Origin of the sequence: Rhizobium sp. BK456, from assembly GCF_014194045.1 — a bacterium.
Lineage (GTDB): Bacteria > Pseudomonadota > Alphaproteobacteria > Rhizobiales > Rhizobiaceae > Rhizobium > Rhizobium redzepovicii.
Genome location: NZ_JACIAO010000014.1, coordinates 120,969 through 133,427 on the forward strand (window position 1 = coordinate 120,969; position 12,459 = coordinate 133,427).

8 protein-coding genes are annotated in these 12,459 nt (G+C 62.9%); 4 read left to right on the forward strand and 4 right to left on the reverse strand.

All coding sequences use genetic code 11. From position 1 onward, the window contains the following. Positions 1 to 238: 238 nt before the first annotated feature. Positions 239 to 1,297, reverse strand: coding sequence for a flagellar biosynthetic protein FliO (locus FHX03_RS30240; RefSeq protein ID WP_183856767.1), 1,059 nt, complete (start codon positions 1,295 to 1,297; stop codon positions 239 to 241). Between the two features lie 307 nt (positions 1,298 to 1,604). Between FHX03_RS30240 and cckA the strand changes: the two genes are divergently transcribed. Further along, complete coding sequence (gene cckA, locus FHX03_RS30245; RefSeq protein ID WP_183856768.1) at positions 1,605 to 4,208, forward strand: cell cycle histidine kinase CckA; 2,604 nt, start codon at positions 1,605 to 1,607, stop codon at positions 4,206 to 4,208. 264 nt (positions 4,209 to 4,472) lie between these two features. Here cckA and FHX03_RS30250 read toward each other — a convergent pair whose 3' ends face one another. Together FHX03_RS30250 and FHX03_RS30255 are read right to left on the reverse strand one after the other, a co-directional pair. After that, complete coding sequence (locus FHX03_RS30250) at positions 4,473 to 5,399, reverse strand: pseudouridine-5'-phosphate glycosidase (RefSeq protein WP_054183126.1); 927 nt, start codon at positions 5,397 to 5,399, stop codon at positions 4,473 to 4,475. A gap of 85 nt (positions 5,400 to 5,484) precedes the next feature. Next, a complete protein-coding gene (locus FHX03_RS30255) occupies positions 5,485 to 6,429 on the reverse strand; it encodes a carbohydrate kinase family protein (RefSeq protein WP_183856769.1) in 945 nt (314 codons plus the stop codon). A gap of 228 nt (positions 6,430 to 6,657) precedes the next feature. On the opposite strand from FHX03_RS30255, the gene recA reads away from it, so the two are divergent. The 3 genes from recA to FHX03_RS30270 all read left to right on the forward strand — a co-directional run bounded on the left by recA (position 6,658) and on the right by FHX03_RS30270 (position 11,751). Beyond that, entirely contained in the window at positions 6,658 to 7,746 is a 1,089-nt protein-coding gene (gene recA / locus FHX03_RS30260; RefSeq protein ID WP_003586201.1) for a recombinase RecA, read from the forward strand. 165 nt (positions 7,747 to 7,911) lie between these two features. Beyond that, the gene (gene alaS, locus FHX03_RS30265; RefSeq protein ID WP_183856770.1) at positions 7,912 to 10,566 is read left to right on the forward strand and encodes an alanine--tRNA ligase; all 2,655 of its coding nucleotides are present in this window, start codon (positions 7,912 to 7,914) and stop codon (positions 10,564 to 10,566) included. Between the two features lie 333 nt (positions 10,567 to 10,899). After that, positions 10,900 to 11,751, forward strand: coding sequence for a GyrI-like domain-containing protein (locus tag FHX03_RS30270; RefSeq protein ID WP_097628588.1), 852 nt, complete (start codon positions 10,900 to 10,902; stop codon positions 11,749 to 11,751). 46 nt (positions 11,752 to 11,797) lie between these two features. Here FHX03_RS30270 and FHX03_RS30275 read toward each other — a convergent pair whose 3' ends face one another. Then, the gene (locus FHX03_RS30275; RefSeq protein ID WP_183856771.1) at positions 11,798 to 12,424 is read right to left on the reverse strand and encodes a glutathione S-transferase family protein; all 627 of its coding nucleotides are present in this window, start codon (positions 12,422 to 12,424) and stop codon (positions 11,798 to 11,800) included. Positions 12,425 to 12,459: the final 35 nt, after the last annotated feature.

Sequence of the window (12,459 nt, forward strand, 5' to 3'; positions counted from 1 at the left end):
CGCCAGCATGTCGCTAGACGGCAGTACGGGTGAAACTGGAGTGAGACCGGTGTTTACTTAGGCAAAATGCAACCTCGGATGCGCCAACGCTCTTCACCCCGATCGATAGCAAATGATCGGCATGATGGGGAGGCCAAAGACATTCGGACACTGAAAAAGCCGCGGTATGCGGCTTTTGTGCAACTTCATGGTGAAGGAGAGGGCGCGGCAACCCGGCGTGACGCGGGGGCCTTTGCCCTCATTTGTCGCGATTGACGCTCATTTCGCCGAAGATGCGGGCGACTTCTTTCTGCAGTTCCGTATCGGCGCCGGTGATTGGGGCGAGGTCGGGATCGCGGCGCGGCAGGTTGCTCGGCTGCGGCTGCGGTATGGCTTGGCGGGGGGCCTGGTTTGCCGGCGCCGGCACGATGCGTTCGGCCGTCAGATTGTTCGACATCTCCTCTTCCAGCACCCGCTGGAAATCATGGCGGGTCGCCGCTGCCGATTGCGCAGCCGCATCGTCTTCGGCTGGGCCGGGGGCGGCGGGCGGCATGTGCTGGACAGGCGGTGCGGAGATCTCGGGTTCAATGCGCTGCTGCGGCAGCACGCGCAGACGGGCGGCATCGAGGATCTCGGCCGCACTTGCGGTATCGTGGAACGCTGCGGGCGCGACCGGGGGAGCAACAGGACGCTCCGGCGGGCGCGGCTGGGGTGGGGCAGGTGGAGGAATGTCGCGTTCGGCCGACAGGGGCGCTATCACCCGGTTTGCCGGAAGAGGGCTGGTCGCCACCGGCGGTGCTGCGGCCTGCTGGGCCTGCGGTTCGGGGCGCGGGCGCGGCTCGGGCGAAACCGGTGCGGAGAAGGAAGGCTCGGCGGCCGGCTCGACGCGGGCTGCGGCAGGCGGTGAGGCCGGAGCTGCAATTGCAGCGCGGGGCGGAGAAACGGGGGACGGTTCCGGCTGCGCCGGGGGTGATACTGGACGCTGTTCGACAGGTTGTGGAAGGCCGGCGATTTCCGGCTGTTCGGCCGCTGCGGGCAGGATACGGCTTTCGATGACTATATCGCTCGGGCCGCCGATCATGATCAGATGCTCGACGTCGTCGCGGCGCACCAGCACCAGCCGGCGACGGGCATCGACAGCGGCGGCATCCAGGACCTGCAGACGCGGCTGGCGGTTGCGGCCGCCGCGCACGAAGGGCGAGGGCGCCCGGCTGCGGATCACCCAGAGCACGAGGATGAGCAGGAGAAGCGCCAGACCGACGCCACCGGCGGCAAGCAGAAAACGGCTGCCATAAGCTCCGACAACATCATCCAACATAGTCACTCACTCCATTTCATATTCGGCACATATTGACGACTTTTCCGTTCCTTAGGCAAGGGCCGCCGGTGCTGTCCAGTCACGGGAGAACGCGTTTTCGTGTTCCGCGGATTGGGCGCTCGCCGATGTTGCGCACGGTCGGCCGCGTCAGGGTTCAGGGGCAGATGGCGCTGTTGCCTGTGAATTCAAGCAGTCTTGCCGACCACCGGTGTTTTTGCCAACGCGGCAAATTGCTAAGAAGGAAAGAGTGCCTGATTCCCGCTTCGTGTTCGTGCTACGAAGCTGGAGGGACTTATGTGAGGAATACATGACGAAACCGCGTCAGGCCGACGATTATAACGCACCGCTTGTGGATCGTGGGGGGCGTTCTGGCACGGTTTTGCGCATTCTTCTGCTGGCCCTTGTGCTGATTGCAGCCGCCGGCGGCTTCGTCGTCTTCAAGAGATCGCTCGACAATGAGATCGTGCTCGGCGGTCTCGGCGTGCTTGCCATGGTCGGCATCTTCTTCCTGGTATCCTCGGTCATCGGCTTCATCGAGGTGATGCCGCAGCGTCAGTCCGACAGCCTGGCGCGCGCCTTCCTCAACAGCCATCCCGACGGCACGCTGATCACCGACGAAAAGGGCCGGATCATATATGCCAACGCCGCCTATGGTGCGCTGACCGGCGCGCGCAAGGCGACCGAGGTGCAGACGCTGGAAAGCCTGCTGTCGCGCCACCGCGAATCGAATGAGGCGCTCTATCGGCTGGTCAACGGCCTGCGCGAGGGCAAGGAAGGCCGGGAGGAATTCCGCCTGCTGCGCGCCGTCGGCCCCGGCAGCAACAGCTCAGGCGCCCATTGGTATCGGCTGAAGGCGCGGCTGCTGCAGCCGGAGGAAAACGGCGGCAAGCCGCTGCAGATCTGGCAGATTACCGATATCACCACGGAGCGGGACGACCAGGAGCGCTTCTTCAAGGAATTGCAGAACGCGATCGACTATCTCGACCATGCGCCGGCCGGTTTCTTCTCAGCCGGGAGGAAGGGCGAGATCTTCTATCTGAACGCCACGCTTGCCGAGTGGCTAGGCCTCGATCTCACCAAATTCGTGCCGGGCTCGATGACCATCGGCGACGTGGTGGCGGGCGAGGGGCTGGCGCTCATCCAGTCGGTGCAGGCCGAACCCGGCCTGAAGAAGACGGTGACGCTCGATCTCGACCTGCGCAAGACCAACGGCCAGAGCCTGCCGGTGCAGATCATCCACAGCGTCACCTCGATGCGCGACGGCGCACCCGGCGAAAGCCGGACGATCGTGCTGGGGCGTGAAAAGAGCGAGGCGGGCGGCCAGTCCGCTTCGGCCGCCGCCATGCGGTTCACCCGCTTCTTCAACAATACGCCGATGGCGATCGCCTCGGTGGACGGGGAGGGGCGCATCCTGCGGACCAACGCACCGTTCCTGAAGATGTTCTCCGGCGTCGTCTCGCGCGACGATCTCGAAAAGGCGCCGCATCTCGAAACCATCGTGCAGGAAAGCGACCGGCCGCAACTCGCCGAGGCGCTGGCAGCGGCCAAGGACCGGCAGGGCGACATTGCGCCCCTCGATACCCGCACGCCGACCGACGAAGCGCGCTATTTCCGTTTCTACGTCAACGCCGTCATCGACCAGAGCGACGAGGCGCCCGAGGAGGCGGCGATCGTCTACGCCGTCGAGGTGACCGAGCAGAAGGCGCTGGAAGCGCAGATGGCGCAGACGCAGAAGATGAATGCCGTCGGAACGCTCGCCGGCGGCATCGCGCATGATTTCAACAATGTGCTGACGGCGATCCTGCTTTCCTCCGACCATCTGCTGCTGCAGGCACGGCCGGCCGATGCGAGCTTTGCCGACCTGATGGAAATCAAGCGCAACGCCAACCGCGCCGCGGCGCTGGTGCGCCAGTTGCTCGCCTTCTCGCGCAAGCAGACGATGCGGCCCTCGGTGCTCAACCTCACCGATGTCGTCGGCGACCTGCGCATGCTGGTCGACCGGCTGCTCTCCGGCACCAATGTCAAGCTCGACGTGCAATATGGCCGCGACCTCTGGCCCGTCAAAACCGACCTTTCGCAATTCGAACAGGTGCTGATCAATCTCTGCGTCAATGCGCGCGACGCCATGCCCGAGGGTGGCACACTGACGCTGCGCACCCGAAACCTGACTGCTTCCGAGGTCTCCGCCTTCAACTATTCCTACATGCCGGCTGAGGACATGGTGCTGATCGAAGTCGCCGACAACGGCACCGGTATCGCGCCCGAAATCATGGACAAGATCTTCGAGCCCTTCTTCACCACCAAGGATGTCGGCAAGGGCACCGGGCTTGGTCTCGCCATGGTCTATGGCATCGTCAAGCAATCGGGCGGCTATATCCAGCCGGAATCCGAAGTCGGCAAGGGCACGACCTTCCGGGTCTTCCTGCCGCGCCACATCCCGGAGCCGGCGGTGGCCGCGGAAGCGGGTGCGATCGACAGCGCCGTCGCCGAGATCGGCATTCGGCCGGAGGCGCCAACGGCGCAACAGCCGGAGGACCTGACGGGATCGGCGGTCATCCTTCTCGTCGAAGACGAGGAGGCGGTGCGCCGCGGCGGCAAGCGCATGCTGGAAACGCGCGGTTATACCGTGCACGAAGCCGGCTCGGGCGTCGAGGCGCTCGCCATCTTGGAAGAGCTGGAAGGCAAGGTCGACATCGTCGTGTCCGACGTCGTCATGCCCGAGATGGACGGCCCGACGCTGCTGCGCGAGTTGCGCAAGACCTATCCCGACATGAAATTCATCTTCGTCTCGGGTTACGCCGAAGATGCCTTTGCCCGGAACCTGCCGCCGGACGCGAAATTCGGGTTTTTGCCGAAGCCGTTTTCGCTGAAGCAATTAGCTGTGGTGGTGAAGGAGACGCTGGACGGGTGAGGGCAGCCGGCATCGCCTTAGTAGACAGGGCGTGCCGCGGCCGCCCCCTCTGCCCTGCCGGGCATCTCCCCACCTGTGGGGAGATCACAAGCGGCGGAACCTTCTCGCCACATCAACGTTCCGGCGAGCTGCGACGCCAATTGTTTGGGGAAGCCATTGCGTCTAGCCAATCTCCCCACCTGTGGGGGAGATGCCCGGCAGGGCAGAGGGGGCTGGAACGGCAGCAGCTGTCTGGCAAGGCGATTCCGGCCTGCCCCGTAGGCCTCACTCGCCCAACGCCACGGCAATCTCAGCCGCCAGCCGCGCATTGTTCTCGACCAGCGCAATATTCGTCTTCAGGCTCTGGCCGTCCGTCAGATCGAAGATGGTCGAGAGCAGATAAGGCGTCACCGCCTTGCCCGTGATCTCGTCGCGCTCGGCGCTGTCGAGTGCCCGCTCTATGTAGATCTCCATCTCTTCGCGGGCGATCTCGTCGGCTTCCGGCACCGGATTGGCGATGAGCATGCCGCCGTCGATGCCGAGCTGTTCGCGCACCGTCTGGAAATTGGCGATGGCGGCCGGGCTGTTCAGCGACAGTGGGCTGCGGATGCCCGAGGCGCGTGACCAGAAGGCGGGGAATTCTTCGCTCTCATAGGTGACGACGGGAACGCCGCGGGTTTCCAGCACTTCCAGCGTCTTCGGAATGTCGAGGATCGCCTTGGCGCCGGCGCAGACGACGATGACGCCGGTGCGGGCGAGTTCCTCGAGATCGGCCGATATATCGAAGCTTTCCTCGGCGCCTCGGTGCACGCCTCCGATGCCGCCTGTGGCAAAGACGCGGATGCCGGCGCGGGCGGCGGCAATCATCGTCGCGGCCACCGTGGTGGCGCCGGTGCGGCGCTCGGCGATCGCGAAGGCGAGATCGGCGCGCGATACCTTCATCACTTCGGTCGCCTTGGCAAGCTGCTCCAGTTCGCCGGCTTCAAGGCCGATATGCAGCGTGCCATGAATGACGGCGATGGTTGCCGGCACCGCGCCCTGTTCGCGAATGATCGTCTCGACGCTGCGGGCCATCTCGATATTGCCGGGATAGGGCATGCCATGGGTGATGATGGTCGATTCCAGCGCCACCAGCGGCGCGCCGCGCTGCTTGGCGCTGGCAACCTCTTTCGAATAGGCGATCGGCAGAAGGGGCGAAATGGGCTTGGTCATGATGTTGTCCTGTCGTCGATGAGCATGATGCCGAAGCGTGTCAGCGGTTTTCGCACCTCATGCTCGACTATTTAATATAGCGGCTTCAATGCAGAATTCTGACCTCGGGAACAAGGGCAAGCGCCGCATTCAAGAGATCCGGCGTCAGATTTTCGTTGACGGCGTGCCGCGACTGCACGGTGAGCGTTGCGGCAGCCGTGCCGTGGCGAACGGCCTCTTCGAGCGGCAGACCGAGCATCAGGGCGGCAAGCGTGCCGGCCGCAAGAGAATCGCCGGCTCCGGTGACGTCGGCGACCGTGTCGGCGATCGGCGGCTGCAGCGTCACGGCGCGGCCCTCGCAAAGTGCCACGAGCTCGCGGCGGCCGCGGGTGACGACGGCTTTCCTGATGCCGATCTGGTTCAGAAGCGGCGGCCAGCCGGCAGCGTCTTCCGGCTGTTCACCGGCAAGGGCAGCGGCCTCGGCTTCATTCAGGAACAGGTAGTCGATATCCGCGATGCACGGTTTCAGCCTGACGACCTTGGCCGGCGAGATGGCAATCGCAGCGACCGGCTTCGCCAGGGAATGTGCCTTGGCAACGATCGCTGCGATCGTCTCCTCCGGCAGGTTGGCGTCGAAAAGAATGAGATCATGGGCGGCGAAAGCTTCGCGCACCCAGCGGATGGAGAGACGCCGCGGCACGAAGAATCGGTAGAGATCCATGTCGGCAAGGGCGATCACCAGATTGCCGTCCTTCTCGATGATCGCCGTATAGCTCGGGGTCTTGCGGTCGAGGAACACGAAAGGCCGGTCGTCGATGCCGGCGAAATCGGCGGCTTCCCCGACCATCTCGCCGATGGGGTCGCCGCCGCGTGGCGAAATCATCGTCACCTGAAAACCGAGCCTTGCCAGGTTGCGGGCCGCATTGAAGCCGCCGCCGCCCGGCTCCTCGAACCAGGTGCCGGGATTGCTGGCGCCCGGCGCCGTTTCGCCGGAGATCCGGCCGCGCCGGTCGATATGGGCGCCGCCGAGAACAAGAATCTTTTTCTTCATTTCAACCGCCTTCCGATGCCCGAAGCGCGAATCGAGACGGTGCTAGCAGCTGCGGCAAAGCCGGTGCATAAGGCCTAAGCCGTTGCTTTGCATCGATAAAACAAATATAGAACACAGGCTGTTTTACCTTTTTCTTTCAATCGTTTGATCGCCTATTGCGGGAATAGAACAAATGGGGTACAAACTCGACATTGCTTGGGCGGCTTCAATAACCTAAAGGTGGATCGGATGTCTCAGAATTCATTGCGGCTGGTAGAGGACAAATCGGTGGACAAAAGCAAAGCGCTTGAAGCGGCACTCTCACAGATAGAGCGGTCGTTCGGCAAGGGCTCGATCATGAAACTCGGCTCCAACGAGAATGTTGTCGAGATCGAGACGATCTCGACCGGCTCGCTTGGCCTCGATATCGCACTTGGCGTTGGTGGTCTGCCGAGGGGCCGTATCATCGAAATTTACGGGCCGGAAAGCTCGGGTAAGACGACGCTTGCGCTGCAGACCATTGCCGAAGCGCAGAAGAAGGGCGGCATTTGCGCCTTCGTTGATGCCGAACATGCGCTCGATCCCGTCTATGCCCGCAAGCTTGGCGTCGATCTGCAGAACCTTTTGATCTCGCAGCCCGATACCGGCGAGCAGGCGCTCGAAATCACCGATACGCTCGTGCGCTCTGGCGCCGTCGACGTTCTCGTCGTCGACTCGGTCGCCGCACTGACGCCGCGCGCCGAAATCGAAGGCGAGATGGGCGACAGTCTTCCCGGCTTGCAGGCGCGCCTGATGAGCCAGGCGCTACGCAAGCTCACGGCTTCGATTTCCAAGTCGAACACCATGGTGATCTTCATCAACCAGATCCGCATGAAGATCGGCGTCATGTTCGGTTCGCCTGAGACGACAACCGGCGGCAATGCGCTGAAGTTCTACGCCTCCGTGCGCCTCGACATCCGCCGCATCGGCGCGGTCAAGGAGCGCGAAGAGGTGATCGGCAACCAGACCCGCGTCAAGGTCGTCAAGAACAAGATGGCGCCGCCCTTCAAGCAGGTCGAATTCGACATCATGTATGGCGAGGGCGTTTCCAAGACCGGCGAACTGGTCGATCTCGGCGTCAAGGCCGGCATCGTCGAGAAATCCGGTGCCTGGTTCTCCTATAACAGCCAGCGTCTCGGCCAAGGCCGCGAAAACGCCAAGACCTTCCTGCGCGACAATCCGGATCTCGCCCGTGAGATCGAGCTGTCGCTGCGCCAGAATGCCGGCCTGATCGCCGACCGCTTCCTGCAGAACGGCGGACCGGATCCCGATGATGGTGACGCTGCCGCGGAAATGTGATTTTCGCGATCGGTTTTCCGCCAGTCCCTTTGAAAATCCAAGCCGGCTGCATTCCCTGATCAGAATGCGGCCGGTTTTGTTTGTCTGCTGGACAGTGGCGGAGGTGAACGTTAAAAGCCGATGGATTTAGATTTACCTGCCTCCGGCAGCATTGAAGGGCATAGCATGAGCGGTGTGAACGATATCCGGTCGACATTCCTCGACTATTTCAAGAAGAACGGTCATGAGATCGTCTCGTCGAGCCCGCTCGTGCCGCGCAACGACCCGACGCTGATGTTCACCAATGCCGGCATGGTGCAGTTCAAGAACGTCTTCACCGGCCTGGAGAAACGCCCTTATTCCACGGCGACCACCTCGCAGAAATGCGTGCGCGCCGGCGGCAAGCATAACGACCTCGACAATGTCGGCTATACCGCCCGCCACCTGACCTTCTTCGAAATGCTCGGCAACTTTTCGTTTGGCGACTATTTCAAGGAGAATGCGATCGAGCTTGCCTGGAAGCTCGTCACCGAAGGTTTCGATCTGCCGAAACATCGCCTGCTGGTCACCGTCTATTCCGAAGACGAGGAAGCCGCGACGCTGTGGAGGAAGATCGCCGGCTTGTCCGACGACAAGATCATCCGCATCCCGACCTCCGACAATTTCTGGCAGATGGGCGATACCGGCCCCTGCGGCCCATGCTCTGAAATCTTCATAGACCAGGGCGAGAACGTCTGGGGCGGCCCTCCCGGTTCGCCGGAGGAGGATGGCGACCGGTTCCTGGAATTCTGGAACCTCGTCTTCATGCAGTTCGAGCAGATCGAACCCGGCGTGCGCAATCCGCTGCCGCGTCCGTCGATCGATACTGGCATGGGTCTAGAGCGCATGGCCTGCATCCTGCAGGGCGTCCAGAGCGTCTTCGACACCGACCTGTTCCGCACGCTGATCGGCGCCATCGAAGAGACGATGGGCGCCAAGGCTGAGGGCAGCGCCAGCCACCGCGTCATCGCCGACCATCTGCGCTCCTCGGCCTTCCTGATCGCCGACGGCGTGCTGCCGTCGAATGAAGGCCGCGGCTATGTGTTGCGCCGTATCATGCGTCGCGCCATGCGACACGCCCAGCTTCTCGGCGCCAAGGAGCCGCTGATGTACAAGCTGCTGCCGACGCTGGTGCAGGAGATGGGCCGCGCCTATCCGGAACTCGTGCGTGCCGAAGCGTTGATCTCGGAGACGCTGAAACTCGAAGAAGGCCGCTTCCGCAAGACGCTGGAGCGTGGCCTGTCGCTGCTGTCGGATGCGACCACGGATTTCGGCAAGGGCGACATGCTGGACGGCGAGACCGCCTTCAAGCTCTACGACACCTACGGCTTCCCGCTCGACCTGACGCAGGACGCTTTGCGCGCCCGTGAGATCGGCGTCGATATCTCCGGTTTTACCGATGCCATGCAGCGCCAGAAGGCCGAAGCCCGTTCGCACTGGGCCGGTTCCGGCGAGAAGGCAACCGAAACCATCTGGTTCGAGCTTAGGGAAAAGAACGGGGCAACCGAATTCCTGGGTTACGACACCGAAACCGCCGAAGGCGTGGTGCAGGCGATCGTCAAGGACGGGGCTGCTGCTGAAGAAGCCCAGGCCGGCGACAAGGTGCAGATCGTCGTGAACCAGACGCCGTTCTATGGCGAATCCGGCGGTCAGATGGGCGATACCGGCATCATTTCGTCCGACCACGGCAGAATAGAGATATCGGACACGCAGAAGAAGGGCGAAGGCCTCTTCGTGCATTCCGGCGTCGTTGTCGAAGGCGCATTCAAGAGCGGCGATGCGGTTGTTCTCACCGTCGATCACGCCCGCCGTTCGCGGCTGCGCGCCAACCACTCGGCAACACACCTGCTGCACGAGGCGCTGCGCGAAGTGCTCGGCACCCATGTTGCCCAGAAGGGTTCGCTGGTCGCGCCCGAGCGCCTGCGTTTCGACGTGTCGCATCCGAAGCCGATGTCGACCGAGGAGCTGAAGATCGTCGAGGATATGGCCAACGAGATCGTGCTGCAGAATTCTCCTGTCACGACCCGGCTGATGAGCGTCGACGACGCCATCGAGGAAGGCGCCATGGCGCTCTTCGGCGAGAAGTACGGCGATGAAGTGCGGGTCGTCTCGATGGGCACAGGCGTTCATGGCGCAAAGAGCAACAAGCCTTACTCGGTCGAGCTTTGTGGCGGCACGCATGTGTCGGCCACCGGTCAGATCGGCCTGATCCGCGTTCTCGGCGAAAGTGCCGTCGGCGCCGGGGTTCGCCGCATCGAAGCGCTGACCGGTGAATCGGCGCGCGAATATCTGGCTGAGCAGGACGATCGCGTGAAGACGCTGGCTGCCTCGCTGAAGGTTCAGCCTTCGGAGGTTCTGTCGCGTGTCGAAGCGTTGATGGACGAGCGCCGCAAGCTCGAAAGGGAACTGGCCGACGCCAAGCGCAAACTTGCCATGGGCGGCGGGCAGGGCGGCTCGGCCGATGCCGTGCGCGAAGTCGCCGGCGTCAAGTTCCTCGGCAAGTCGATATCGGGCGTCGATCCCAAGGACCTCAAAGGGCTTGCCGATGACGGCAAGACCAGCATCGGCTCCGGCGTCGTGACGCTGATCGGCGTCTCCGACGACGGCAAGGCGAGTGCGGTCGTCGCCGTGACGCCGGATCTCGTGGATCGTTTCAGTGCTGTCGATCTGGTGCGCGTCGCCTCGGCCGCCCTCGGCGGCAAGGGCGGCGGCGGCCGCCCCGACATGGCCCAGGCCGGCGGCCCCGACGGCTCGAAGGCCGACGAGGCGATCGAAGCGGTGGCCGTAGCACTCGCGGGCTAAGCTGCCGGGTTACGTCGGCTCTCCTCCCTCATTCCTGTGCTTGTCACACGAATCCAGTGCGCCCAAGTCATTGGGCGCGAAAGATCTTTTTTCTTTCGGTACTGATTCATTCACGGCGCGGACGCGCCGTGAATGGAATCCTGTGACGAGCACAGGAATGAGGGACGTTGGCGTGATGCCGGTGTACCCGCCTCGTCCTTCGAGGCACCTGCTCGGCACGTCAGCAAGGATAAGGCTCTCTTGAACTTTGGCGCTCCGGAGCCGGCAAGTCCGCAGGATTTGTCAAATCGGGCTATGCTTTGTTGCATCCGATCGATTTGCAGGAGGTTTGACATGAACGGGGAAACGGCATGGGCACTTTATGAAACCCGTCTGAGACGGGTTTCGGCTTATATTCACGACCACCTCGACGAGGAGCTGGATATGGCGCGCCTGGCCGAGATCGCCTGCATGTCCAGCTATCACTGGCACAGGATCTATCGGGCGATTTACGGCGAGACGCTGGCGGCCACCGTCAAGCGGCTGCGGCTGCATCGCGCGGCGGGCGAAATCGTCCGCACGGAGCTTGCCGTCCGTGAGATTGCGAAGCGATCAGGCTATCCCAATCTCCAATCCTTCAACCGCATTTTCAAGTCGGTCTACGGCATGCCGCCGGCACGCTATCGGAAAGAGGGAAGCCACACAGCCTTCCAACCCTCACCTAACGGAAAGATCAAAGCCATGTTCGACGTTACCATACGTGAGATCGCACCCACCGAACTGATCGGTGTCGCCCATGCCGGCTCCTATATGGAGATCGGCAAAGCCTTCGAAACATTGTTCGGCACGCTTTACGCGCGTGGTCTCGCCAGGCCCGACATGCGGATGATCGGTGTCTATCTCGACGATCCTGATATCGTGCCGGCCGAACAGCTGCGCTCGATCGCCTGCGTCACCGGCGTTTCCGCGGGGTCGGCCGAAGCGCCGTTCGAGCGGCGCACGATCGACGGCGGCGACTACGCCGTGCTGCGCCATAAAGGCCCCTATGCCGACATGCACAAGGCCTACCAGTGGCTCTATGCGGAGTGGCTGCCGAAATCCGGGCGGCAACTGAAGGACAGCGTCATGTTCGAGGAATATCTCAACAACCCGCGCGACGTGCCGCCGACCGAGCTGATGACGGATATCCATATGCCGCTTGCCTGAGGGCTGACATCCCGGCGCGGCCAAGTAAGGGGCGCGGCGATGACGATCAGGCGGCCTGCATCGTCTTGCCGGCCTCATCATCCAGCGTATTGGCGCGCTTATAGGGCTCACGTTCGCTGATGCGGCCGAAGTAATCGACGAAGGCCTGGCGCTTTTCGATGCTGCCGAAGCCGAGACCCCAGCCGATATGCGAGCCGACATAGACGTCGGCGGCGGTGAAGCGCTCGCCGGCGACGTAGGTCGAGCCGGAGACGGCCATTTCGAGTGTGTTCATGACGTCGCCGAAACCGCCGCAGCCGGCCATGCGGAGGCGTTCTGCTGGAATTTCGAAGCCGAGCGCCTTCATCGTCACCGCCGATTCCAGCGGGCCGGCGGCAAAGAACATCCAGCGGTAGTAGCGGGCGCGCTCTTCCTGCTTGGGGGCCAAACCTTTTTCGGGGAAGGTCTCGGCGAGATAGGCACAGATCGCCGCGCATTCAGTGACGACGGTGTTGCCATGGCGGATCGCCGGAACCTTGCCCATCGGGTTGATGCGCAGATATTCCGGCGCCTTCATGCGTTCGCCGAAGGTCAGGAGTTCGGTGCGATAGGGCTGACCGATTTCCTCCAGCATCCAGCGCGCGATGCGGCCGCGTGACATCGGGTTCGTGTAGAATACCAATTCTTCGGTCATGACATCCTCCTCCTGTTGCGTCGCTCGGAATCAAT

Coding starts and splice junctions, on each gene's coding strand:
- FHX03_RS30240 (WP_183856767.1), bottom strand. CDS start 1,297: ATGTTGGATGATGTTGTCGGAGCTTATGGCAGCCGTTTTCTGCTTGCC.
- cckA (WP_183856768.1), top strand. CDS start 1,605: ATGACGAAACCGCGTCAGGCCGACGATTATAACGCACCGCTTGTGGAT.
- FHX03_RS30250 (WP_054183126.1), bottom strand. CDS start 5,399: ATGACCAAGCCCATTTCGCCCCTTCTGCCGATCGCCTATTCGAAAGAG.
- FHX03_RS30255 (WP_183856769.1), bottom strand. CDS start 6,429: ATGAAGAAAAAGATTCTTGTTCTCGGCGGCGCCCATATCGACCGGCGC.
- recA (WP_003586201.1), top strand. CDS start 6,658: ATGTCTCAGAATTCATTGCGGCTGGTAGAGGACAAATCGGTGGACAAA.
- alaS (WP_183856770.1), top strand. CDS start 7,912: ATGAGCGGTGTGAACGATATCCGGTCGACATTCCTCGACTATTTCAAG.
- FHX03_RS30270 (WP_097628588.1), top strand. CDS start 10,900: ATGAACGGGGAAACGGCATGGGCACTTTATGAAACCCGTCTGAGACGG.
- FHX03_RS30275 (WP_183856771.1), bottom strand. CDS start 12,424: ATGACCGAAGAATTGGTATTCTACACGAACCCGATGTCACGCGGCCGC.